Source organism: Bradyrhizobium ingae, assembly GCF_055791185.1.
Genome location: NZ_JBVUBB010000007.1, coordinates 289,796 through 311,278, shown reverse-complemented (window position 1 = coordinate 311,278; position 21,483 = coordinate 289,796). Strand labels below are relative to the sequence as shown.

Sequence of the window (21,483 nt, the reverse complement as noted above, 5' to 3'; positions counted from 1 at the left end):
CTAACGAGATCCCGGATGTTGATCGAGGCTCTGCGACAATTCTGGTCCGAGCGCTGCGAATGGCGGTCAGGGTAGCAAACGATCAAGAGCTGCTTGATTTGGAAACGATTGTTCTCTAATGTGTGCGAATGCGAAAGAGCGCACGAGAATTGCAGCCCACCTCCCGTCCGCCGGGCCGGCCGCGCGAGTTCGACCTGGACGTGGCGCTCGACAAGGCGGTGCGCGTGTTTTGCGAGCGCGGTTACCATGCCACGTCGATCGGGGATCTGACCGCGGCAATGGAGCTTGCGACAGGCAGCATCTACAAGGCGTTCCGAGACAAGCATGCCGTGTTCCTCGCCGCGCTCGAGCGCTACACGGCGCGGCGCCAGGACGAAGTTCGGCGTGCTGCCGCGCGGGGCACAAGCGGACGCGACCGCCTGCGCAACGTGCTGCTTTCCTACGTCGAGGCTTCCCAGGGCGTCGAAGGACGTCGCGGCTGCCTCGTGGTCGGCACTGCCGTCGAACTGGCTGCCGTCGATCCGGAGATTGCGGCGTGGGTCGCGGCCCGGCTCAAAACCAATGAAGGTTTCCTCGCCGGCCTCATTCGCGAAGGACAGGCCGACGGCTCGGTCCCTCGCCATGTCGATGCCGACGATACCGCGCGCCTGATGATCTGCATGACGCAGGGGCTGCGCGTCGTCGGCAAGGCGCGACTGCCGCTCGACGGCGAGCGTCTGGTCGAGGTCGCGATGAAGCTGGTCGCCTGATTTTTTTATCTAATTAGGAAACGATCGTTTCCTATCAACGGAGTACGTGATGACGATGAACGCCACGATCGAAGCCGCGCCGGACGAGGGCTCGGTTTCGCAAGCCCTGACCGTCCTGCTTGCCGCCGCCTGCGGCATGGTCGCGGCGAACATCTATTATGCGCAGCCGCTGATCGGGCCGATCAGCGCGGCACTAGGCCTCTCGCATGACGCCGCGGGCCTGATCGTCACCATGACCCAGATCGGCTATGGCGTCGGGCTCCTGCTGATCGTGCCGCTCGGCGATCTCATCGAAAACCGTACGCTGATCTGCTCCGTGATCGGTCTTGGTGCCGCCGCGTTGCTCGCCGCGGCCTGCGCGACACAGGCCTTGCCGTTTCTCTTTGCCGCCCTCTTCATCGGGATCGGCTCGGTCGCGGTCCAGATCATCATTCCCTTTGCCGCGCATCTTGCACCCGCCGCAACGCGCGGACGCGTCGTCGGCAACGTCTCGACCGGCCTGATGCTCGGCATCATGCTGGCGCGACCGGTTGCGAGCTTCCTGACGGCGATCGCCTCATGGCATGCCGTCTTCTTCTGCTCGGCTGCGCTGATGGTCGCGCTCGCTGCTGTGCTCTGGCGGGCGCTGCCGAAGCGCATCCCGGTCGAGCGGCTACATTATCTCGACCTCCTGCGATCGATGCCGCATCTGGCCCGCACGACGCCGGTCCTGAAGCGCCGCGCGCTCTATCAAGCCTTTCTGTTCGCAGCGTTCAGCCTGTTCTGGACCGTGACGCCGCTTCTGCTGGCGGGGCCTGCGTTCGGCCTGTCCCAGCGCGGCATCGCGCTGTTCGCGCTCGCGGGTGTCGCCGGTGCCGTGGCCGCGCCGATCGCGGGACGTCTTGCCGATCGGGGATTTAGCCGTGTCGCCACTCTCGGTGCAATGCTGCTGGTCGCGTCGGCCTTCCTGATCATGCATATCGGCGCCGGCGGCTCCATGCTGAATCTCGCATGCCTCGTCGTTGCGGCGGTCGCGATCGATTTCGGCGTGCAGGGCAATGTCGTCCTCGGCTTCCGCGCGATCTTTGCGCTCGGCCCGGAGCACCGCAGCCGTCTCAACGGACTCTACATGGCGACGTTCTTCGCGGCCGGTGCCGTGGGCTCCGCGCTCGGCGGCTTTGCCTTTGCGCATGGCGGCTGGATGCTTGCGTCCTGGATAGGCTTTGCGCTGCCGGCCGCCGCGTTGATCTATGCTGCCTTCGAGTGAGGCACTCACTTGGAGCGAAGCGTTTGGCGGCGTGGGCAAGGATTCGGAAACTATCCGCCGTCTCTCTGTCCGCCGCTAACGAATCGAAAAAGGTTCTGAAGCAACTTTGGCCCCGAGAACGGGAATTGGGGAGTTTTGGACATGGACGGTCAAGCCATCCTGGAGAATGTGCGGCGGTATCGGGCGATCGCGTCACTGCACCGCCAGACGGCCGCGTTCCGGCCGCGTCAGAGCTGGTCTCTGCTGGAGCAGGCCAGCGAGTGGGAATCCCGCGCATTGGCGGAACTCGAGGCCTATTTTGCCGGCGGCGACCGCGCGTGGTCCGGGGTTGCCGAAGCCCGCATGGAACTGATGGCGGCGTGAAGCCAAGCCCCATTTCTGCTTTGCATGGGGTTGTTTTCGACCTTTCTTACAGTATCGCGCAGGCTGGCGGTGAGAGTTACCAAGGCCCCGTAGAACTCCTTTCCGCAGTGCACATCTATCGCAGGCCCTGAACAGGTGTGCTAGCTTGATTGGAACCTCAGCCGTGTCCGCGGCGCAAAAGGGGATTTTCAATGAGCCGCCCAGGGATGTTGTCAGGACCGAAAATGCGGCCGTGGTCCGGACAGGCCTTTGCGTTCGCCTTCCTTGTGGTGGCAGCTTCGGCTGGCTTTCAGGGCGCTTGCGTTCTCCTTGGCGCCCAGCTCTATTTTGCCGCGTTCCTGCCGGCCGTTTTCATCGTGGGGTTCGTTGCGGGAGCACCTGCGGCGGTGTTCGCCATCCTGCTCGCCGTTCCGCTGGTCTGGTGGGCGTTCATGCCGCCCTTCTTCGAGTTCAGCACGCTGACCCGCGCCGACGCGCATGACATCAATCTGTTCTTCCTGTTCAGCGTGTTGTTGATCGGCCTTGCCGATCTCTGTCGACAGACCGTGACGATCGTCAATGGCGGTGGCCTCGAGGCGACCGACAAGACGGTCGCGCCGAATTCGCAGTAGCACGCGCTGCCAGCGCGAGTCGGATCTACCTCCCGCGCAATTCCGGCACATCAGGTAGATAGTTCGAACCCTCCGAGCCCAGGAAATCGAACATCGCCTGCGCCGGGGGTAGAAGCACCTTGTCGCTGCGGCGGATCACGTACCATTGCCGGACGATGGGCAGGCCCGCGACATCGAGGATGATGAGGCGGCCTTCGGCGAGCTCGTGCGCCACCGTGTGCGCGGAGATGAAGGCGATGCCGAGGCCTGCGATCACCGCCTGCTTGATCGTCTCATTGCTACTCATCTCCATGCCGATGATCGGCTCGAGATCCGATTTCTGGAACATGCCTTCCATCAGCGTCCGCGTGCCTGACCCAGGCTCGCGGGTGAGGAAGGTCTCGTGCACGAGGTCGGTCAGGTTGAGGCCGGAATCCTTTTCCAGCCAATGCCCCTTGCGCGCGACAATGATGTGCGGGTTGCGCCCCAGCTGGCGCACGTCGACCGTGACGTCGGCCGGTGGCCGACCCATCACCGCGAAATCGAGATCGTAACCGTGCATGGCCTCGCGGATGTCCTCGCGATTGCCGATGGTCAGCTTGATCTCGATCTTCGGATAGCGCTGCGAGAACGCCGCGATGGCGTGCGGCACGAAGTATTTTGCGGTCGAGACCGCGCCGAGATGCACGATGCCGCCGGTCCGCCCCGCCAGGAGATCGAGCGCGCCCTGGCAATCCGCGATCGCGGCTTCGACACGATCGGCGAGCGCCAGCACTTCCTTGCCCGCTTCGGTCAGCAACATGCCGTCGCCGGTCCGCTGCACCAGCGGCAGCCCCGCCAGATCCTGCAATTGCCGGAGTTGCTGGGTGACCGCCGGCTGCGTGAGCCCGAGATGCGTCGAGGCCGCCGTCACGCTGCCCTTGGCCGACAGCGCGGCAAGCGACCGGAGCTGCCGGATCGTCAGATGCCGGAGCTGGCTTGCGGGGTGACCATTATAAGAAAATTCTTTGGCGCTCATTACGAATAGAAATTTTCCTTATTAGGTCGGCTCTGTCAATTTCTTCGTGCTGGGACCAGCCGCTCCGCTCCCGATCCGGGAACAAGGACTGCGGCGGCCACGAGGGGATGGACGCAAGATGACCGGGCAAATCAGGCTGGATGACTATCTTCAACGGTATTCTGAGACCGCACCCGAGGCGCTGGCCGTTGCCGCTGCCGTCGATGCCATCGCCACCGCCGCGATCGAGATCGCCGATCTCACCGGCACCGGTCAGTTGTCCGATGCCTCGGGTCTGACCACCGGCTGCAACAGCGACGGCGACCTGCAGCGCGACCTCGACCTGCGGGCTGATGCCATCCTTCGCCGCTGCCTCGGCAGGGCGCCGATTGCCGCGCTTGCTTCGGAGGAGATGCGCGAGCCGCAGATCGCGGACCGCGCGGCAAAGGTCTGCGTCGCGATCGATCCGCTCGACGGCTCCTCCAACATCGACATCAACATGACGGTCGGCACGATCTTCTCGATCCTGCCGGCCCCCGATGATCTCAGCCTTGCCTTCCTCCAGCGCGGCTCGGCGCAGCTTGCGGCGGGCTTCGTCACCTACGGTCCGCAGACCTCGCTGGTGCTCACGCTTGGCGACGGTGTCGATGTCTTCACGCTGGACCGCGGGCGCGCTTTCCGCCTGACGCGGCGCGGCGTGCAGATTCCCGAGACGGCCGACGAGTTCGCGATCAACGCCTCGAACCGCCGGCACTGGGATGCGCCGGTGCGCGCCTTCGTCGACGAATGTCTCGCCGGCGTCGACGGTCCGGCGAACCGCAATTTCAATATGCGCTGGATCGCCTCACTCGTCGCAGAAGCCTATCGCATCCTGACCCGCGGCGGCGTGTTCCTCTATCCCTCCGATGCGCGCCCCGGTTACGGCGACGGCCGGCTGCGGCTGACCTACGAGGGGCATCCGATGGCCTTCATCATGGAGCAGGCCGGCGGCGCCGCCTCGACGGGCCGCGAGCGCATCCTCGATCTCGCCGCGCACAATCTGCACCAGCGCGTGCCGCTGATCATGGGCTCGCACAACGAGGTGCGGCGCGTCGAGGAATTGCATTGCGATCCGTTGCTGGTCGCGAGCGTGTCGGCGCCGCTGTTCGCGCGCCGCGGCTTCTTCCGGCTGTGAGGAGGATAGCGAATGTCGAGGAAACACCCGATCATCTCGATCACCGGCTCGTCCGGCGCCGGCACGACATCGGTCAAGAAGACCTTTGAGCAGATATTCTTTCGCGAGCGGGTCAACGCCGTCTACATCGAGGGCGACGCTTTCCACCGCTATGACCGCGCCGAGATGCGCACGCAGATGGCGACGGAGGCGGAGCGCGGCAACAAGCACTTCAGCCATTTCAGCCCCGAGACCAATCTGTTCGAGGAGCTGGAGCGGGCGTTCCGCGACTATGGCGAGACCGGCACCGCGGTGACGCGGCACTACGTTCACGACGCCGAGGAATCCGCGCTGCATGGCGCAGCACCCGGCACCTTCACCGAATGGGAGCGGCTGCCGGAGAGCTCGGACCTCCTGTTCTATGAGGGCCTGCACGGCGCCGTGGTCACCGACAAGGTCAACGTGGCGCGCTATGCCGACCTCAAGATCGGCGTCGTGCCCGTCATCAATCTCGAATGGATCCAGAAGCTGCACCGCGACCGCAGCGCGCGGGGCTATTCGACCGAGGCAGTTACCGACACCATTTTGCGGCGGATGCCTGATTACATCCACTACATCTGCCCGCAATTCACCGAGACCGACATCAACTTCCAGCGCGTGCCGACGGTCGACACGTCCAATCCCTTCATCGCACGCTGGATCCCGACCCCGGACGAATCGATGGTCGTGATCCGTTTCAAGAATCCGCGCGGCATCGACTTCCCCTATCTGCTCTCGATGCTGCCGCACAGCTTCATGTCGCGGGCAAATTCGATCGTCTGTCCAGGTGCCAAGCTCGATCTTGCGATGCAGCTCATCCTGACGCCTCTGATCATGCAGCTCATCGAGCGCAAGCGAAGCCTGAAATGATGAACGACAACGAGACCAACGGGAGGGTCTGATGAACATCTCGGTTCATGCCGAAGCTGACCTCAACATGGTCAGCCATGCCGATCTCGCCAACGCCGTCCGCTTCCTCAGCGTCGATGCCATCGAGCAATCGCAGTCCGGCCATCCCGGCCTGCCGATGGGCATGGCCGACGCCGCAACCGTGCTGTTCTCGCGCTTCCTCAAATTCGACGCGGCGCATCCGAATTGGCCCGACCGCGATCGCTTCGTGTTGTCGGCGGGGCACGGTTCGATGCTGCTTTACGCGCTGCTCTATCTCACCGGCGGCGCCGTCAGCCTCGACGACATCAAGGCTTTCCGGCAGTGGGGCTCGAAGACGCCGGGTCATCCGGAATATGGCCACACGCCGGGCGTCGAGACCACAACGGGCCCGCTGGGGCAGGGGATCGCGACGGCGGTCGGCATGGCGCTCGCCGAACGCATGGCGAATGCGCGGCATGGCGACGGCCTCGTCGGCCACTTCACCTACGTGATTGCCGGCGACGGCTGCCTGATGGAAGGCATCAGCCAGGAGGCGATCTCGCTCGCCGGTCATCTCCAGCTTGGACGTCTCATCGTGTTGTTCGATGACAACGGCATCTCCATCGACGGGCCGACTTCGCTTGCGACCTCGGACGACCAGCTCGCGCGTTTCGCCGCGTCCGGCTGGTCGGTGCGTCGCGTCGACGGACATGATCCGGAAGCGGTCGCGCAGGCGATCGCGGAAGAGCGCGCAACCGCAAGGCCCTCGCTGATAGCCTGCCGCACCATCATCGGTTATGGCGCGCCGGATCGCCAGGGCACCGAGAAGGCGCATGGCGCGCCGCTCGGCACCGAGCAGGCGGCGGCCGCACGTCGGACTCTCGGCTGGGACTATCAGCCCTTCGTGGTGCCGATTCCGATCCTCAAGGCGTGGCGCATGATCGGACAGCGGGGGCAGGTCGATCGCCTCGCCTGGCTCGATCGCTATGAGTGCGCGAACCCTGCGCAGCGAGAGCTGTTCATCGAGGGCAAGGTTCTGGCCCTGCCGAGTGCCTATGCCCAGGCGTTGGCGAAATTGCGCGAGCGTTTTGCCACCGAGCGTCCGAAGCTTGCGACGCGGCAGGCCTCGCAACAGGTGCTCGACAGCATCGCGTCGTCAATCCCGGGCCTCGTCGGCGGCTCGGCCGATCTGACCCATTCGAACCTGACGCATGCGAAGGCGCAGGTCCCTGTCACGTGCGGCCGGTTTGCCGGCGACTACATCCACTACGGCATCCGCGAGCATGGCATGGCCGCCGCGATGAACGGCATCGCGCTGCATGGCGGCTTCATTCCCTATGGCGGCACGTTCCTCGCGTTTTCCGACTACAGCCGGCCGGCGATCCGGCTCGCTGCGCTGATGCGGCTGCGTGTCATCCATGTGATGACCCACGATTCCATCGGTCTTGGCGAGGACGGTCCGACGCACCAGCCGGTCGAACATCTCGCCGCGCTCCGCGTGATCCCAAATCTGCTGGTGTTCCGTCCCGCTGACGCGGTGGAAACATTGGAAGCCTGGGACTGCGCGCTGGAGGCGACGACCCGCCCCTCCGTGCTGTGCCTGTCGCGCCAGGCGTTGCCGACCTTCCGCAGCGATGCGCGCGGCCGGAACCGCGTCGGGCGCGGGGCCTATCTCGTCGTCACGCCCGACGGCGGGCGCGACGTGACGCTGATTGCGACCGGCTCGGAAGTCTCGATTGCGCTCGAGGCCGCGCGCCTGCTCGCGACCGAGCATATTCGCGCCGCCGTGGTCTCGGCGCCCTGTTTCAAGCTATTTGAAGAGCAGCCCGACGAGTATCGCGCGACCGTGCTTGGCACCGCGCCGCGGGTCGGCATCGAGGCCGCCGTGCCCGGCGACTGGCCGCGCTGGATCGGCGCGGATGGTGAGTTCGTCGGCATGCGCGGCTTCGGCGCCTCGGCGCCCGCGCCTATCCTCTACCGCGAATTCAAGATCACGCCGCAGAGCGTTGCGGAAGCGGCCAGGCGCTCGGTCGACCGCGCAAGGGAAGGAAGAGCAGCATGAGCTTGCGTGTCGCCATCAACGGCTTTGGACGGATCGGTCGCAACGTCTTGCGCGCGATCGCCGAGTCTCGCCGCAACGACGTCGAGGTGGTCTCCATCAACGACCTTGGTCCGGTCGAAACCAATGCACACCTGCTCCGGTATGACTCCGTCCATGGCCGCTTCCCGGCCGAAGTCAAGGTCGATGGCGACACCATCGACATCGGCCGCGGTCCGATCAAGGTGACCGCGGTCAGGGACCCCGCTCAACTGCCGCATCGTGCACTCGGCGTCGATATCGCGCTCGAATGTACTGGACTTTTCACCTCGCGCGACAAGGCGGCGGCGCATCTTCAGGCCGGTGCCAAGCGCGTGCTGGTCTCGGCGCCCGCGAGCGAGGTCGATCTCACCGTCGTGTTCGGCGTCAACCATCTGAAGCTAACCGGCGATCACATCGTTGTCTCCAATGCCTCGTGCTCGACCAATTGTCTCGCACCGCTCGCCCAGGTGCTGGACGATGTCGTCGGCATCGAGAAGGGTTTCATGACCACGATCCATTCGTACACCGGCGACCAGCCGACGCTCGATACCTTCCACAAGGATCTCTACCGCGCCCGTGCCGCCGCACTGTCGATGATCCCGACCTCGACCGGTGCGGCCAAGGCAGTTGGCCTGGTGCTGCCGGAGCTGAAGGGCAAGCTCGATGGTGTCGCCATCCGCGTGCCCACGCCGAATGTTTCGGCGGTCGATTTCAAGTTCGTCGCCAGGCGCGCGACGAGCGCGAAAGAGATCAACGACGCCGTGCAGGCCGCCGCGAATGGCCGGCTCAAGGGCGTTCTGGGCTTCACCGACGCGCCCAACGTCTCGACCGACTTCAACCACGACCCGCGCTCCAGCATCGTCCATCTCGACCAGACCAAGGTCATGGATGGCAATCTCGTGCGGGTAATGAGCTGGTACGACAATGAATGGGGCTTTTCCAATCGTATGGCCGACACCGCGGTGGCGATGGGCCGACTGATCTGAGCTGACCATAGAACAGAAACGGAGAACTCCCTTGGCACGCATTACCCTTCGGCAACTGCTCGATCACGCCGCAACTCATGGTTACGCGGTGCCGGCGTTCAACATCAACAACATGGAGCAGGGCATCGCCATCATGCAGGCGGCAGCCGCGGTCGATGCGCCCGTCATCATCCAGGCCTCGCGCGGTGCGCGCAGCTATGCCGGCGATCTCATGCTCTCGCACATGATCGATGCGTTGGAGCGGACCTATCCCGACATCCCGCTCTGCATGCATCAGGACCACGGCAATGACGAGGCGACCTGCGCGTCCGCCATCGCTCATGGCTTCACGTCCGTGATGATGGACGGCTCGCTGAAGGCCGACGCCAAGACAGCTGCCGACTATGATTACAACGTCGCGATCACCCGCCGCGTCGTCGATCTCGCGCATTGGGTCGGCGCGTCCGTGGAAGGCGAACTCGGTGTGCTCGGCTCGCTCGAGCATGGCGGCGGCGAGCAGGAGGATGGTCACGGCGTCGAAGGCGAAGTCAGTCACGACCAGTTGCTGACCGATCCCGATCAGGCCGTCGATTTCGTCCGCGCCACCGGGGTCGATGCGCTGGCGATCGCGATGGGCACCTCGCACGGCGCCTACAAGTTCAGCCGCAAGCCGGATGGCGATATCCTGGCGATGCGGGTGGTCGAGGAGATCCACCGCCGGCTGCCGAATACGCATCTGGTAATGCATGGCTCCTCATCGGTGCCGCAGCCGCTCCAGGACATGTTCAACCAGTTCGGCGGCGAGATGCCGCAGACCTGGGGTGTGCCGGTGGAGGAGATCGTGCGCGGCATCAAGAGCGGCGTGCGGAAGGTCAACATCGATACCGACTGCCGCCTGGCGATGACCGCGGTGTTCCGCAAAGTGGCGTCGCAAGCGCGTTCGGAGTTCGATCCGCGCAAATTCCTGAAGCCCGCGATGGATGCAATGCGCAACCTCTGCCGCGAACGCTTCGAGCAGTTCGGCACCGCCGGTCATGCCAGCAAAATAAAGGTCATTCCCATGGACGAGATGGCGCGGCGGTACCGCGCCGGTGAATTGGACCAGCGCATCGACCCCCGCGAATCCGTCGCGGCCTGATCAATCAGAAAGAGCAGAGAAAGAAGAGCAGGAGAGAGACATGAACGCACATGCAGGCACGGTCCGCGGCAAGGAACGCTATCGCTCCGGCGTCATGGAATACAAGCGCATGGGCTATTGGGAGCCCGACTACACCCCGAAGGACACCGACGTCATCGCGCTGTTCCGCGTCACTCCGCAGGAGGGCGTCGACCCGATCGAGGCCTCTGCGGCGGTGGCCGGTGAATCCTCGACCGCGACCTGGACGGTGGTGTGGACCGATCGCCTGACCGCGGCGGAGAAATATCGCGCCAAGTGCTACCGGGTCGATCCGGTGCCCGGCACGCCGGGGTCGTATTTTGCCTACATCGCCTACGACCTCGACCTGTTCGAGCCAGGCTCGATTGCGAACCTCTCGGCCTCGATCATCGGCAACGTCTTCGGCTTCAAGCCGCTGAAGGCCCTGCGGCTCGAGGACATGCGCTTCCCGGTTGCGTATGTGAAGACGTTCCAGGGGCCAGCCACCGGCATCGTGGTCGAGCGCGAGCGGCTCGACAAGTTCGGCCGGCCGCTGCTGGGCGCAACGGTGAAGCCGAAGCTTGGCCTTTCCGGTCGCAACTACGGCCGCGTGGTCTACGAGGCATTGAAGGGCGGGCTCGACTTCACCAAGGACGACGAGAACATCAACTCGCAGCCCTTCATGCACTGGCGCGACCGGTTCCTCTACTGCATGGAGGCGGTGAACCGCGCGCAGGCGGCCTCCGGCGAGGTGAAGGGCACCTACCTGAACGTCACCGCGGGCACGATGGAGGACATGTACGAGCGCGCGGAGTTCGCCAAGGAGCTCGGCTCGGTCATCGTCATGATCGACCTCGTGATCGGCTATACCGCGATCCAATCCATGGCGAAATGGGCGCGGCGCAACGACATGATCCTGCATCTGCATCGCGCAGGTCACTCGACCTATACGCGGCAGAAGAGTCACGGTGTCTCGTTCCGCGTCATCGCCAAATGGATGCGGCTTGCCGGTGTCGATCACATTCATGCCGGCACGGTGGTCGGCAAGCTCGAAGGCGACCCGAACACCACGCGAGGCTATTACGACGTCTGCCGCGAGGACTTCAACCCAATGAGGCTCGAGCACGGCCTGTTCTTCGATCAGTCATGGGCGAGCCTCAACAAGATGATGCCGGTGGCTTCCGGTGGCATTCATGCCGGGCAGATGCACCAGTTGCTCGATCTTCTGGGCGAGGATGTCGTGCTGCAATTCGGCGGCGGCACGATCGGTCATCCCATGGGGATTGCGGCGGGCGCGACAGCCAACCGCGTGGCGCTGGAAGCGATGATCCTCGCCCGCAACGAGGGCCGCGATTACGTCCACGAAGGTCCGGAGATCCTGGCGAAGGCGGCGCAGACCTGCACGCCGTTGAAGGCCGCGCTCGACGTCTGGAAGGACGTGACCTTCAACTACCAATCCACGGACACGCCGGACTTCGTGCCGACCGCGCTGGAAACCGTTTGAGGAGACGCAACATGAAACTGACCCAAGGCTGCTTCTCATACCTGCCTGATTTGACCGACGATCAGATCTACAAGCAGGTGCAGTACTGCCTCGCCAACGGCTGGGCGGTGAACATCGAGTTCACCGACGATCCGCATCCCCGCAACACCTATTGGGAGATGTGGGGCCTGCCGATGTTCGATCTCCAGGACGCCGCCGGCGTGATGATGGAACTCGCCGAATGCCGCAGGGTATATGGCGATCGCTACATCCGTGTCAGCGGTTTCGACTCCAGCCACGGCTGGGAGTCGGTGCGGATCTCGTTCCTCGTCAGCCGGCCGCCGCAGGAGGCCGAGTTCGATCTGGTGCGACAGGAGGTCGGCGGCCGTGCCATCCGCTACACCACCGTTCGCCGGCAGGCCGCACACGCATCAACCTAAGTCGTTCTCCTCCGCGCGGAGCTCTCCCTGCTCCGTATCCTTGGCGGACCACTGCTTCGCCGCTCTCCCCCCGCGGCGAAGCTCTTTTCTTCGAGGGTAGCCATGCTGGACGTCCCCCACGCAACGACAACCGAGCCCAACGAGACCAGTTTCGATCTCCGCAAGGAAGCCGAGACGGCCGGGATAACCGACACGCTGCAACAGCTCGAGCAGGAGCTGATCGGCCTGAAGCCGGTCAAGAACCGCGTGCGCCAAATCGCATCGCTCCTGCTGATCGAGCGCATCCGCCAGCGTGCAGGCCTGGTCTCGGCCCCGCCCACGCTGCACATGTCGTTTACCGGCAATCCCGGGACCGGCAAAACCACGGTGGCGCTGCGCATGGCAAAAATCCTGCACGGGCTCGGGTTCGTGCGGCGAGGGCAGGTGATCTCGGTGACACGTGACGATCTCGTCGGGCAGTATATCGGCCACACCGCGCCGAAGACCAAGGAGATACTGAAGAAGGCCATGGGCGGCGTGCTCTTCATCGACGAGGCCTACTATCTGCATCGGCCCGACAACGAACGCGACTACGGCCAGGAGGCGATCGAGATCCTGCTTCAGGTCATGGAGAATCAGCGCGAGGACCTCGTCGTGATCCTCGCAGGCTATGGCGAGCGGATGACGAGCTTCTTTGCCTCCAATCCAGGCTTCCGCTCGCGTATCGCCCATCACATCGAATTCCCGGATTATTCGGAAGCCGAGCTGATCTTCATCGCGGAGCTGATGCTGAAGGAGCGCGGCTATCGCTTCTCGGCCGCGGCGCGCGATGCGTTCGAGAAGTACATCGCGCTACGACGGACCCAGCCGTTCTTCTCCAACGCGCGCTCGATCCGCAACGCGGTCGACCGCATCCGTCTGCGGCAGGCCGATCGTCTCGTCTCGGATCTCGACCGCATGCTCGATATCGCCGATCTCGAAACCATCGATTCCGCGGACGTGCTGGCGAGCCGTGTCTTCAGCGGCGGGGCTGCGGGCGATGGACGGAGGGCAAAGCCATGACTCGCGAGATTATCATTGCACCCTCGATCCTCGCCGCGAACTTCGCAAGGCTCGGCGAGGAGATCGCCGCGATCGATGCCGCCGGTGCCGACTGGATCCATTGTGATGTAATGGACGGGCATTTCGTGCCGAACATCAGCTTCGGCGCCGACGTCATCAAGGCAGTCCGTCCCTGCACGGCCAAGATATTTGACGTGCATCTCATGATCTCGCCTGCCGATCCCTACCTCGAAGCGTTCGCGAAGGCGGGCGCAGACATCATCACCATTCATGCCGAGGCCGGCCCGCATCTCGATCGCTCGTTGCAGGCGATCCGCGCACTTGGCAAGAAGGCGGGCGTCAGCCTGTGCCCGTCGACGCCGGAAGGCGCGATCGAATACGTGCTCGACCGCCTCGATCTCATCCTGGTGATGACGGTCAATCCGGGCTTCGGCGGGCAATCGTTCTTGGGATCGCAGATCGAGAAAATCCGGCGCATCCGCCAGATGATTGGCGACCGGCCGATCCGACTCGAGGTCGATGGTGGCGTCACGCGCGACAATGCGGCTGCGGTTGCAGGCGCCGGCGCAGATGCGCTGGTGGCGGGATCGGCTGTGTTCCGTGGTAACGGCAGGGCCGACTACGCGAACAACATTGCGGCCATCCGCGCTGCGGCGGAAGCCGGCCGGGTTCCGAAGCTGCAATATGGTTCGACATCACTGCTGCGGACCGGCGCGAGCGAGCTGGTTCGATAACCCGACGTGACGCCAAAATGAAAGAGCCGCCGGTTCCAGTTCCGTGCGGCCCCAGTCGCAGGCTGCATGCAGGTTTGTCGCAGCCCCTGTGTACCGCCGTTACCTTGTTTGCGGCCATACAGTGGAACCCATAGCCGAAAATTGCTGCATTTGGCTGTGACTTGCCCCACACATGCCGCAACTTTGTGGCATGATCCCAATTCAGGTCTCGGCGAAACTTTCCTGAAGTTTGACCCAGGGCAATGCCAACGGGCTGGCTTCCGCGTTAACTCTTTCAAGGAAGAGTGGTCCGCGCAGCAAATGTTTCGCACGAGTGCAATGAGCGTGACGCAAACCGGCGAAATAAGCCGGGCGTAGCCAAGGTGGGAGAATCTCATGGAGAACGTGCGTCGGTACCGTGCTCTGGCGTCCTTGTGCCGTCAGCAGGCGGCGTATCGACCCCTGCAGAGCTGGGATCTTCTCGGCCAGGCCGAGCATTTCGAACATCTCGCCGAAGCCGAGCTGAAGGCTCACTTCGACGCGTGCAATGCGCAAGGCGCTGACGACGCAGCAGCCCCGGCAGAGTGGCAGCACAACGCCGCTGCGTGAGGCGCAAAGCTCTTCGCTGCTAGTGCGACATCAGCGTCGGGACTGTCATCGTTTGCAGCATCGCGCGAGTGACGCCGCCGAGCGCGCGCTCCTGCAAGCGCGAATGGCCGTAGCCGCCCATGACTAGGAGATCGAGGCTCTCATCGGCCGCGAGTGACAAGATCGTCGGCTGAATGTCGGCGCGGCTCGCCGACAGGTTGACGATGCGAGCTTCCAGCCCGAGCCGCGCCAGATGCTTTGCGAGTTGGTCCGCCGAAGCTTCACCCGGCACGGAGGTCGCCTCGTTGACCGTCATGATGACGATCTTCCCAGCCCGCGACAGGAACGGCATCGCGTCGCGCAAGGCGCGGGCCGCTACGCGGCTGCCATCCCACGCGCGTTGACCTGCATCAAGCGCTGTCACCCGCGGCCGCAGGTCGCAGCTTTCTTTGCCAAGAATTAATCGCGTGGACGGGACACCGTAATGTTGCGTCGTCAATTGTTGGGAGCAAGGCGACTGCTCATCCAACATGGACATTTCGACATGAACGATCACATCAATCCCGATTCAGCCAAGCCGCGTGCGATCCTGAAACCCCGACGCCTCGCACTGCTTGGTACCGTGGCCGCGCTCGGCGTTGCCGTGCTTGCCGCCGCTCCCGGCGGCCATTCGCCGTTCCACGGTACGTCCTTCACCTCGTCGGCGCTGGCTGCCGAGACGACGCCGACCCCGCCCGGCTTTGCCGATCTGGTGGCCAAGGTGAAGCCGGCCGTGATCTCGGTGCGCGTCAAGATCGACCAGACCGACGACAAGAATGCGATGCTGCAGCAGAACCGGATGGATTCAGACGAGGATTCACCGTTCGATCAGCTCCCGAAGGAATTCGGCTTCCGCCTGCCGAAGGGCATGCAGCAAATGCCCAACGGCATGCCGCAGCGCCACCGTGTGATCACCGGCGAAGGCTCCGGCTTCTTCATCTCGGCCGACGGCTATGCGGTGACCAACAATCACGTCGTCGACCATGCCCAGTCCGTACAGGTGACCGCGGACGACGGTACGATCTACACGGCCAAGGTTGTCGGCACCGACCCGAAGACTGACCTCGCGCTGATCAAGGTCGACGGCAAGAAGGACTTTCCGTTCGTGAAGTTCTCCGAGCAGCGTCCGCGGATCGGCGACTGGGTGGTTGCCGTCGGCAATCCCTTCGGCCTCGGCGGCACGGTGACGGCCGGCATCGTCTCGGCCAACGGGCGTGACATCGGCGCTGGCCCCTACGACGACTACATCCAGATCGACGCGCCCATCAACAAGGGCAATTCCGGCGGTCCGGCCTTCGACATGAACGGCAACGTGATCGGCGTGAACACTGCGATCTTCTCGCCGTCGGGCGGCTCGGTCGGCATTGGCTTCGACATCCCGGCCAATACCGCCAAGCTCGTGGTCGCCCAGCTCAAGGACAACGGCTCGGTCACGCGTGGCTGGCTCGGCGTCCAGGTGCAGCCGGTGACTGCTGATATCGCCGACAGCCTCGGGCTGAAGGAAGCGCGCGGCGCGATCGTCGATACTCCGCAGGACAACAGCCCGGCGTCCAAGGCCGGCATCGAGGCCGGTGACGTCATCACTGCCGTCAACGGCACCGCGATCAAGGACTCCCGCGATCTCGCCCGCACCATCGGTACGATGGCGCCGGGAAGCTCGGTGAAGCTCGACGTCTGGCACAAGGGCGAGAGCAAGACCGTGAGCGTGAACCTCGGCGAGCTCCCGAACGAGCGTCAGGCGAAGGCCAATGACAAGGCGGACCAGGGTCAGCAGACCGACGGCACGCCCCGCCTTGGCCTCAGCCTCGCTCCGGCCGGTGATGTGCAGGGCGCGGGCCAGAAGGGTGTCGTCGTGACCTCCGTCGATCCGGAAGGCGCGGCGGCAAGCCACGGCATCCAGACCGGTGACGTCATCCTCAATGTCGGTGGCAAGGCCGTCGCCAGCATCGACGACGTCCGGACCGAGCTGAAGCAGGCGAAATCCGCCGGCAAGCGCAGCGTGCTGTTGCAGGTGAAGAGCGCGGAGGCGACGAAATTCGTCGCGGTGCCGATCGCCTGAGCAAAGAGCGATCACGCAACAAAAAAAGAGGCGGCCTCGCGGCCGCCTCTTTCGTATCGGCTCGGCTTACCAGCAGCGGTGACGCAAGCCGTCTGGGCCGATATAGCTCATGCCGGGCTCGCAATACCCGCCGCGGAACGGCGCGGTCGCAATCGCGCCTGCCGTTCCGATCGCGCCGCCGACCACGCCTGCGGCTACGTCGCCCGGCCAGAAACCCGAGCCCTCGTGGTAGTAAACCTCACCGTTATGGTGCCTTGCGGCTACCGATCGCGCGTGAGGCTCCTGGGCCAGCGCAGGCGCTGCCATGGCGGTGGTGAGGACTGCGGCTGCGGCCACTCGTTTCCAGTTCATGTGCTGTCTCCGTTGTCTTCACACGGCGGGTCAACACCTGCCGCCGACAACCGTTTCGGGAACGCCGCGAGTTTCATTGGAGATTGGCCGGCGTTCCCGACGAGCGCAACTTGCCGGGAAGCCGTCCATTTGAGGGGATAAGCCGGTCAGGCCCGATAACATTCGCGTTAACTGATCTGTTGCGGACAGGGTTCGGCCCAAAAATTTACATTCACTCAAGGTGGTCGCGAGTCGCCCTTTGCGGCTTGGCGGGCGAGAGATGGTTGCGCGAGCGGAACTCCCAGTGGGGGCACCGCTTTCTGGAACCGGACCTCGTCAGAGATCGGTGCCAACGATGGATCGATTGAAGGCCTTCAGCAGGGGCGCGTTGCTGCTGGTGCTGCTTGTGCTCTGCACCCAAAGCGCGCTGGGTCGCGATGACGGGCGTTACACTGATTCCCCGCTCAAGCCATGGTTCGATAGTCTGCGCAGCCACCTCGGGCCATGTTGCTCGGATGCCGACGGCGTGGCTCTTGCCGATCCCGATTGGGAATCATATGGGGGGCACTACCGCGTCCGCATCGACGGTCAGTGGGTCGAGGTGCCCGATGAGGCCGTCATCACCGAGCCCAACCGGGCCGGACGAACAATGGTCTGGCCGGTGAAAACAGCATTCGGGATTTCGATCCGCTGCTTCATGCCCGGCACCATGATCTGAAGAGCACGACATCGACATCGGGCGGTGCATGAGCTTCGCGCACCGCCGAATGTCATCTCACCGGGAGCGTTTCTTGCTCGACTTCTTCTTCGAGCTCTTTCGCTTCGACGTCTTCTTCTTCGGGACCTTCTTGCCCTTCTTGCGCGCCTTCGACAGGCCGATCGCAATCGCCTGCTTGCGGCTCTTCACGCGTCCACCGCGTCCGCCACGACCGCTCCTGGCCGTGCCCTTCTTGTAGCGGCGCATCTCGCTTTCGACATCCTTGCCGGAGCTCTTCGAATAGCGCCGTTTCTTTGCTTTGCGTGCCATGAGCATGCTCCCTTCAAAGACAAAACCGTTCCGTACATGCATGGTTCCGTCTGGCGCAACGAGATAGGAACGGCCGCGATACCAAGGTGTTGGCAACACATATTCCTCAGCGGGAGGTCATGTCTTGACGACCACCGATCTCGGCCCAACCGTGCACATCGCCAAGCATCCGATCCATCCAATGCTGGTGCCGTTTCCGATCGCCTGCTTCGTCGGAACGCTGATCACTGATCTTGCCTATTGGCGGACGGCGGACGTGATGTGGGCGAATTTTTCATCCTGGCTGCTGTTGGCGGGCCTCGTGATGGGAGTGCTCGCCGCAATTGCCGGGCTGACGGATTTTCTCAGCAATCGTCTGGTGCGAACGCACGGTGGAGCCTGGCTACACCTTGCCGGCAACGTGCTGGTCATGGTGCTGTCGCTCGTCAACGCCTTCGTCCACAGCCGCGACGGCTGGACCTCGGTCGTGCCCACCGGGCTGATCCTCTCCGCCATCGTGGTGCTGCTGTTGTTGTTCACGGGCTGGCAAGGCTGGACGATGGTCTATCGTGATCGGATCGGGATTGCGCGATGACATCGGCCTTGCGCAAACGACAAGCCGCGAAGCTTGCACTTGCCGGAGCGTCGCTGGCGCTTCTTCTTGCCGGCTGCAATGACGGCAGCGGCGATCCTGCGGCTCAGGTCGGACCGCAGCCAAACCTGCCCGCGATCCGGCAATATCTGTTCCCGCCGATCAACGTCGCGCGCATCGTCGGCTGGAAGGAGAACGAGACGCCGACGGTAGCGAAAGGCTTGAAGATCAAGGCGCTCGCCAAGGGATTGCAGCATCCGCGTTCGATCTACGTGCTGCCCAATGGCGACGTGCTGGTGGTCGAGTCCAGATCGCCGGCGATCGAGCCGGTCCATCGTCCCAAATCGGTGATCATGGGCTGGATCGAGAAGATGGCGACATCCGGAGGCGATGAACGACCGAGCAACCGGATCACGTTGTTGCGTGACAGCAATGGCGATGGCGTACCGGAGGTGCAGGGCACTTTTCTCGATCACCTCAAATCGCCCTTTGGCGTGGCGCTGGTCGGCAATGATCTCTACGTCGCCAACACGGATGCGATCGTGAAATATCCTTATCATGAGGGTGACACCAAGATCACCGCGCCGGGCACCGTGCTGACGCCTCTGCCGGGCGGTCCGATCGACCATCACTGGACCAAGGCGATGATCGCGAGCAGCGACGGCTCGAAGCTTTATGTCGGCGTCGGCTCCAACAGCAACATCGTCGAGAACGGAATTGGCGCCGAGCGCGATCGTGCCGCGATCTGGGAAGTCGACCGTGAGACGGGACGCTCGCGCCTGTTTGCGGAAGGTTTGCGCAACCCGACCGGTCTCGGCTTCGAGCCGCAGAGCGGAAAGCTCTGGACCGTCGTCAACGAGCGCGACGAGCTCGGCCCCGATCTCGTGCCCGACTATCTGACCTCGGTGAAGGAGGGCGGCTTCTACGGCTGGCCGTACAGTTATTACGGCAAGCACCTCGATCCGCGCGTGCAGCCGCAGCGGCCGGATCTCGTGGACAGCGCGATCGTTCCCGATTATGCGCTGAGCTCGCACGTCGCTCCCCTCGGGCTCGCCTTCTACACGGCGAGCGCGCTGCCGGAGAGCTACCGCGGCGGCGCCTTCGTCGGCGAGCACGGTAGCTGGAATCGCCAGACGCTCAACGGCTACAAGGTCGTGTACGTGCCGTTCAGGAATGGCCAGCCTGACGGCAAGGCACAGGACGTCGTGACCGGCTTTCTCGACAGCGACAACAAGGCGCGCGGCCGTCCGGTAGGGCTGGCGGTCGACAAATCCGGCGCGCTTCTGATCGCTGATGACTCCGGCAACGCCGTCTGGCGCGTGACCGCTGGCGGTTGACGCGCGAGAGAGAACAGAATCATCGCGCGCGGAACGGACCGGCGGCAGAGCGGATTGTCCGCTATGGTCACGATCAACATCCTCGACAAGCCGATCGAACGCATCCGCGAGACTTGCGAGATGGCGGGTGCGCGCGACAAGTTCGAACGCACGCTCCCTGAGCTCGAGACCTTCCTCGAAGCGGAGATCGCCAGAGGTGAGACCGGTGAAACGCGGCTCACTTATGATGGGCTTTGCTTCCTCAAGGAAGCCTTTGCGCGGAAGTGACGCGGCAGTTCAGAACGAATTGGCAAGCTCGATCTCGGCTTCCAGCGCCTGAATGCGCTTTGCCGCCTCGTCGAAGCTGAGGTCCCTCGCATACTGGCCAGGCTGATAGGCCTCCTCGCTAAGCCGCCTCAGCCGCAGGACCTGGGCCCGCGTCATCTGCGCGGCGAGGAAATCCCTGGCGCCGTATTTACCTTCCACTCGCATTTCCACTCTCCATCCCTGAATCGTGACTTGACTATATGTTCTTATTTTGTTCTAACAAGCCATGGACAACAGAATTAATGAAATTCGTCGTAAAATCAGTGCATTAAGGTCGGGAATGATCGACCTTGAGACATCAGTGCGCGACCTCATCAACCGCGATCGCGATTGCAGCGAAAGTGCGCTTCGATTGCTCGGACTGCGGCAGGACATGAAGCGGCTGATCGCAGACTGGAAGTCAGCCGGCGGCGGCGATCTTCTTCCCAATATCGGCGAGCGAGTGACCTTCCGCGCCGTTACGAAGAATGCGGGCAAACGATAGCGCGAAAGCGCCACGACGAGTCATCCCGATCTCATCGCGCTTTGGATGGCCGCACGCGGGCGCAGTGTTGCGACAGTTCTACAGATGATCCGGATGGGCTGCTGCCCGGTCGACGAACTCAGGCGCTCGACCGCGAGCCGACGATCTGGCGCTAGCGGCATCGCGCGTCGCATCCCGACGCGCAAGAAAAAAGCCCCGCGAGGGCGGGGCTCTTCCGGGTGACGCAAATGCGCTTACTTCGAATTGCTCGGCGTATTCATGCTGCCGGCTTGATTGGTGCCCGGGCCGACATTGCCCTGGCTCGACGGATTGGCAGCTCCGCCGCCGCTCGATTTCATGTTCGCACCGGTCGTGGTCTGCGACGATGTCGTGGCCGAATGGTGCTTCTTGTGCGTTTTGGCTTGGGCAGCTAATGGCGCGGCGACGAGGCCGGAGGCTACGATCATGGCCAACGCAAGTTGGGTCTTTTTCATGCGCGGAACTCCCTTGAGTTAAATTGACGCAGGGAGCCAACAGCGATTGGGCGAGAGAGTTCCAGCGCGAGCGCAACATGCGCCGCCACATGTTCAAGTTTCCTTGTCGTCCATCAAAACGAACACGGCGCCGGTCAGTGTTGCGCCGATAGCAAAGCTCGTCACGAGCGCGATCACGAACACGAAAATGGTTGGGCTTCCGCCATCTCTGAGCAGCGCGGCAACGGCAGGATTGACGAGCACAAGCGCCAGGCCAAAGGTGAGACCGAGGGCGGCGCCCATCATTGCCTGCGTCATCAGCGTGATGGCGCCTGCCGTCGAAACCAAACGTGACGATTTTCGCGTTCGCATTGCCGTCCTCGACAATCGTCCTGAAAACGCGTCGGGTCATTGCAAGTTCCTCGA

26 protein-coding genes and 1 pseudogene are annotated in these 21,483 nt (G+C 63.6%); 20 read left to right on the top strand and 7 right to left on the bottom strand.

All coding sequences use genetic code 11. The features are described 5' to 3' along the window. The first annotated feature begins 149 nt into the window (after window positions 1-149). The 4 genes from ACV1FX_RS14225 (at window position 150) to ACV1FX_RS14210 (ending at window position 2,969) form a co-directional block, all read left to right on the top strand. Window positions 150-749, top strand: a complete 600-nt coding sequence (locus tag ACV1FX_RS14225; RefSeq protein WP_473118180.1) for a TetR/AcrR family transcriptional regulator — start codon at window positions 150-152, stop codon at window positions 747-749. Between the two features lie 49 nt (window positions 750-798). Then, a complete protein-coding gene (locus tag ACV1FX_RS14220) occupies window positions 799-1,995 on the top strand; it encodes an MFS transporter (RefSeq protein WP_473118179.1) in 1,197 nt (398 codons plus the stop codon). A 141-nt stretch (window positions 1,996-2,136) separates the two neighbouring features. Beyond that, window positions 2,137-2,358, top strand: a complete 222-nt coding sequence (locus ACV1FX_RS14215) for a hypothetical protein (RefSeq protein WP_473118178.1) — start codon at window positions 2,137-2,139, stop codon at window positions 2,356-2,358. A gap of 224 nt (window positions 2,359-2,582) precedes the next feature. Continuing rightward, a complete protein-coding gene (locus tag ACV1FX_RS14210) occupies window positions 2,583-2,969 on the top strand; it encodes a DUF4118 domain-containing protein (protein WP_473118177.1) in 387 nt (128 codons plus the stop codon). Window positions 2,970-2,994: 25 nt separating this feature from the next. Here ACV1FX_RS14210 and ACV1FX_RS14205 read toward each other — a convergent pair whose 3' ends face one another. Further along, the gene (locus ACV1FX_RS14205) at window positions 2,995-3,966 is read right to left on the bottom strand and encodes a LysR family transcriptional regulator (protein WP_473118176.1); all 972 of its coding nucleotides are present in this window, start codon (window positions 3,964-3,966) and stop codon (window positions 2,995-2,997) included. A gap of 118 nt (window positions 3,967-4,084) precedes the next feature. Here ACV1FX_RS14205 and ACV1FX_RS14200 point away from each other — a divergent pair, with 118 nt between their 5' ends. From ACV1FX_RS14200 to ACV1FX_RS14155, 10 genes are all read left to right on the top strand, one after another. Next, window positions 4,085-5,119, top strand: a complete 1,035-nt coding sequence (locus tag ACV1FX_RS14200) for a class 1 fructose-bisphosphatase (protein ID WP_473118175.1) — start codon at window positions 4,085-4,087, stop codon at window positions 5,117-5,119. A 12-nt stretch (window positions 5,120-5,131) separates the two neighbouring features. Next, window positions 5,132-6,007: a phosphoribulokinase gene (locus ACV1FX_RS14195; protein WP_473118174.1), complete on the top strand. Its 876-nt coding sequence runs from the start codon at window positions 5,132-5,134 to the stop codon at window positions 6,005-6,007. Window positions 6,008-6,038: 31 nt separating this feature from the next. Then, complete coding sequence (gene tkt / locus ACV1FX_RS14190) at window positions 6,039-8,069, top strand: transketolase (protein WP_473118173.1); 2,031 nt, start codon at window positions 6,039-6,041, stop codon at window positions 8,067-8,069. Then, a complete protein-coding gene (gene gap / locus ACV1FX_RS14185) occupies window positions 8,066-9,073 on the top strand; it encodes a type I glyceraldehyde-3-phosphate dehydrogenase (RefSeq protein ID WP_473118172.1) in 1,008 nt (335 codons plus the stop codon). The genes tkt and gap overlap by 4 nt, the downstream gene beginning before the upstream one ends. 31 nt (window positions 9,074-9,104) lie before the next feature. Further along, a complete protein-coding gene (gene fba, locus ACV1FX_RS14180) occupies window positions 9,105-10,190 on the top strand; it encodes a class II fructose-bisphosphate aldolase (protein ID WP_473118171.1) in 1,086 nt (361 codons plus the stop codon). A 40-nt stretch (window positions 10,191-10,230) separates the two neighbouring features. Next, window positions 10,231-11,691 (top strand): form I ribulose bisphosphate carboxylase large subunit, encoded by a 1,461-nt coding sequence (locus ACV1FX_RS14175; RefSeq protein ID WP_473118170.1) that lies wholly within the window; start codon window positions 10,231-10,233, stop codon window positions 11,689-11,691. A gap of 11 nt (window positions 11,692-11,702) precedes the next feature. Continuing rightward, window positions 11,703-12,110 carry a ribulose bisphosphate carboxylase small subunit gene (locus tag ACV1FX_RS14170; RefSeq protein ID WP_473118169.1) on the top strand — a complete coding sequence of 136 codons (408 nt, stop codon included), beginning with the start codon at window positions 11,703-11,705 and terminating at the stop codon, window positions 12,108-12,110. A gap of 102 nt (window positions 12,111-12,212) precedes the next feature. Further along, window positions 12,213-13,151, top strand: coding sequence for a CbbX protein (cbbX, locus tag ACV1FX_RS14165; RefSeq protein ID WP_473118168.1), 939 nt, complete (start codon window positions 12,213-12,215; stop codon window positions 13,149-13,151). Continuing rightward, on the top strand, window positions 13,148-13,885 hold the full coding sequence (rpe, locus tag ACV1FX_RS14160) for a ribulose-phosphate 3-epimerase (RefSeq protein WP_473118167.1): 738 nt from the start codon (window positions 13,148-13,150) through the stop codon (window positions 13,883-13,885). Before cbbX ends, rpe begins: the two co-directional genes overlap by 4 nt. Window positions 13,886-14,260: 375 nt before the next feature. Continuing rightward, window positions 14,261-14,473: a hypothetical protein gene (locus ACV1FX_RS14155; RefSeq protein ID WP_473118166.1), complete on the top strand. Its 213-nt coding sequence runs from the start codon at window positions 14,261-14,263 to the stop codon at window positions 14,471-14,473. A 19-nt stretch (window positions 14,474-14,492) separates the two neighbouring features. Here the strand turns inward: ACV1FX_RS14155 and ACV1FX_RS14150 are convergent. Next, window positions 14,493-14,846, bottom strand: a pseudogene (locus tag ACV1FX_RS14150) (universal stress protein); the annotation flags it as partial. A gap of 150 nt (window positions 14,847-14,996) precedes the next feature. On the opposite strand from ACV1FX_RS14150, the gene ACV1FX_RS14145 reads away from it, so the two are divergent. Beyond that, window positions 14,997-16,550, top strand: coding sequence for a Do family serine endopeptidase (locus tag ACV1FX_RS14145; RefSeq protein ID WP_473118165.1), 1,554 nt, complete (start codon window positions 14,997-14,999; stop codon window positions 16,548-16,550). A 66-nt stretch (window positions 16,551-16,616) separates the two neighbouring features. Here the strand turns inward: ACV1FX_RS14145 and ACV1FX_RS14140 are convergent, their stop codons facing one another. Next, window positions 16,617-16,901 (bottom strand): hypothetical protein, encoded by a 285-nt coding sequence (locus ACV1FX_RS14140; protein WP_473118164.1) that lies wholly within the window; start codon window positions 16,899-16,901, stop codon window positions 16,617-16,619. A 334-nt stretch (window positions 16,902-17,235) separates the two neighbouring features. On the opposite strand from ACV1FX_RS14140, the gene ACV1FX_RS14135 reads away from it, so the two are divergent. Further along, window positions 17,236-17,598, top strand: coding sequence for a hypothetical protein (locus ACV1FX_RS14135; RefSeq protein ID WP_473118163.1), 363 nt, complete (start codon window positions 17,236-17,238; stop codon window positions 17,596-17,598). Window positions 17,599-17,655: 57 nt separating this feature from the next. Here ACV1FX_RS14135 and ACV1FX_RS14130 read toward each other — a convergent pair whose 3' ends face one another. Then, window positions 17,656-17,907, bottom strand: a complete 252-nt coding sequence (locus tag ACV1FX_RS14130; RefSeq protein WP_473118162.1) for a DUF6496 domain-containing protein — start codon at window positions 17,905-17,907, stop codon at window positions 17,656-17,658. A 124-nt stretch (window positions 17,908-18,031) separates the two neighbouring features. Here ACV1FX_RS14130 and ACV1FX_RS14125 point away from each other — a divergent pair, with 124 nt between their 5' ends. The 3 genes from ACV1FX_RS14125 (at window position 18,032) to ACV1FX_RS14115 (ending at window position 20,082) form a co-directional block, all read left to right on the top strand. Then, window positions 18,032-18,481 (top strand): DUF2231 domain-containing protein, encoded by a 450-nt coding sequence (locus ACV1FX_RS14125; protein ID WP_473118161.1) that lies wholly within the window; start codon window positions 18,032-18,034, stop codon window positions 18,479-18,481. After that, the gene (locus tag ACV1FX_RS14120) at window positions 18,478-19,815 is read left to right on the top strand and encodes a PQQ-dependent sugar dehydrogenase (protein ID WP_473118160.1); all 1,338 of its coding nucleotides are present in this window, start codon (window positions 18,478-18,480) and stop codon (window positions 19,813-19,815) included. The genes ACV1FX_RS14125 and ACV1FX_RS14120 overlap by 4 nt, the downstream gene beginning before the upstream one ends. 63 nt (window positions 19,816-19,878) lie before the next feature. Then, window positions 19,879-20,082 (top strand): hypothetical protein, encoded by a 204-nt coding sequence (locus ACV1FX_RS14115; RefSeq protein ID WP_473118159.1) that lies wholly within the window; start codon window positions 19,879-19,881, stop codon window positions 20,080-20,082. Window positions 20,083-20,091: 9 nt separating this feature from the next. Here ACV1FX_RS14115 and ACV1FX_RS14110 read toward each other — a convergent pair whose 3' ends face one another. Next, window positions 20,092-20,286, bottom strand: coding sequence for a DUF3072 domain-containing protein (locus ACV1FX_RS14110; RefSeq protein ID WP_473118158.1), 195 nt, complete (start codon window positions 20,284-20,286; stop codon window positions 20,092-20,094). A gap of 61 nt (window positions 20,287-20,347) precedes the next feature. Between ACV1FX_RS14110 and ACV1FX_RS14105 the strand changes: the two genes are divergently transcribed. Next, complete coding sequence (locus ACV1FX_RS14105) at window positions 20,348-20,605, top strand: hypothetical protein (RefSeq protein ID WP_473118157.1); 258 nt, start codon at window positions 20,348-20,350, stop codon at window positions 20,603-20,605. A gap of 233 nt (window positions 20,606-20,838) precedes the next feature. Here the strand turns inward: ACV1FX_RS14105 and ACV1FX_RS14100 are convergent, their stop codons facing one another. Beyond that, window positions 20,839-21,078: a hypothetical protein gene (locus ACV1FX_RS14100; RefSeq protein ID WP_473118156.1), complete on the bottom strand. Its 240-nt coding sequence runs from the start codon at window positions 21,076-21,078 to the stop codon at window positions 20,839-20,841. Window positions 21,079-21,171: 93 nt separating this feature from the next. Continuing rightward, a complete protein-coding gene (locus ACV1FX_RS14095) occupies window positions 21,172-21,429 on the bottom strand; it encodes a hypothetical protein (protein ID WP_473118155.1) in 258 nt (85 codons plus the stop codon). Window positions 21,430-21,483 lie beyond the last annotated feature (54 nt).

Bases quoted from the DNA above. Each gene is read 5' to 3' on its own strand.
- ACV1FX_RS14195 (WP_473118174.1), top strand. From the start codon at position 5,132: ATGTCGAGGAAACACCCGATCATCTCGATCACCGGCTCGTCCGGCGCC.
- ACV1FX_RS14175 (WP_473118170.1), top strand. From the start codon at position 10,231: ATGAACGCACATGCAGGCACGGTCCGCGGCAAGGAACGCTATCGCTCC.
- ACV1FX_RS14205 (WP_473118176.1), bottom strand. From the start codon at position 3,966: ATGAGCGCCAAAGAATTTTCTTATAATGGTCACCCCGCAAGCCAGCTC.
- ACV1FX_RS14220 (WP_473118179.1), top strand. From the start codon at position 799: ATGACGATGAACGCCACGATCGAAGCCGCGCCGGACGAGGGCTCGGTT.
- tkt (WP_473118173.1), top strand. From the start codon at position 6,039: ATGAACATCTCGGTTCATGCCGAAGCTGACCTCAACATGGTCAGCCAT.
- ACV1FX_RS14105 (WP_473118157.1), top strand. From the start codon at position 20,348: ATGGACAACAGAATTAATGAAATTCGTCGTAAAATCAGTGCATTAAGG.
- ACV1FX_RS14170 (WP_473118169.1), top strand. From the start codon at position 11,703: ATGAAACTGACCCAAGGCTGCTTCTCATACCTGCCTGATTTGACCGAC.
- ACV1FX_RS14140 (WP_473118164.1), bottom strand. From the start codon at position 16,901: ATGAACTGGAAACGAGTGGCCGCAGCCGCAGTCCTCACCACCGCCATG.
- ACV1FX_RS14155 (WP_473118166.1), top strand. From the start codon at position 14,261: ATGGAGAACGTGCGTCGGTACCGTGCTCTGGCGTCCTTGTGCCGTCAG.
- rpe (WP_473118167.1), top strand. From the start codon at position 13,148: ATGACTCGCGAGATTATCATTGCACCCTCGATCCTCGCCGCGAACTTC.
- ACV1FX_RS14135 (WP_473118163.1), top strand. From the start codon at position 17,236: ATGGATCGATTGAAGGCCTTCAGCAGGGGCGCGTTGCTGCTGGTGCTG.
- ACV1FX_RS14210 (WP_473118177.1), top strand. From the start codon at position 2,583: ATGCGGCCGTGGTCCGGACAGGCCTTTGCGTTCGCCTTCCTTGTGGTG.
- ACV1FX_RS14200 (WP_473118175.1), top strand. From the start codon at position 4,085: ATGACCGGGCAAATCAGGCTGGATGACTATCTTCAACGGTATTCTGAG.
- ACV1FX_RS14215 (WP_473118178.1), top strand. From the start codon at position 2,137: ATGGACGGTCAAGCCATCCTGGAGAATGTGCGGCGGTATCGGGCGATC.
- gap (WP_473118172.1), top strand. From the start codon at position 8,066: ATGAGCTTGCGTGTCGCCATCAACGGCTTTGGACGGATCGGTCGCAAC.
- ACV1FX_RS14100 (WP_473118156.1), bottom strand. From the start codon at position 21,078: ATGAAAAAGACCCAACTTGCGTTGGCCATGATCGTAGCCTCCGGCCTC.
- ACV1FX_RS14145 (WP_473118165.1), top strand. From the start codon at position 14,997: ATGAACGATCACATCAATCCCGATTCAGCCAAGCCGCGTGCGATCCTG.
- ACV1FX_RS14115 (WP_473118159.1), top strand. From the start codon at position 19,879: ATGGTCACGATCAACATCCTCGACAAGCCGATCGAACGCATCCGCGAG.
- ACV1FX_RS14130 (WP_473118162.1), bottom strand. From the start codon at position 17,907: ATGGCACGCAAAGCAAAGAAACGGCGCTATTCGAAGAGCTCCGGCAAG.
- ACV1FX_RS14110 (WP_473118158.1), bottom strand. From the start codon at position 20,286: ATGCGAGTGGAAGGTAAATACGGCGCCAGGGATTTCCTCGCCGCGCAG.
- ACV1FX_RS14095 (WP_473118155.1), bottom strand. From the start codon at position 21,429: ATGCGAACGCGAAAATCGTCACGTTTGGTTTCGACGGCAGGCGCCATC.
- ACV1FX_RS14120 (WP_473118160.1), top strand. From the start codon at position 18,478: ATGACATCGGCCTTGCGCAAACGACAAGCCGCGAAGCTTGCACTTGCC.
- cbbX (WP_473118168.1), top strand. From the start codon at position 12,213: ATGCTGGACGTCCCCCACGCAACGACAACCGAGCCCAACGAGACCAGT.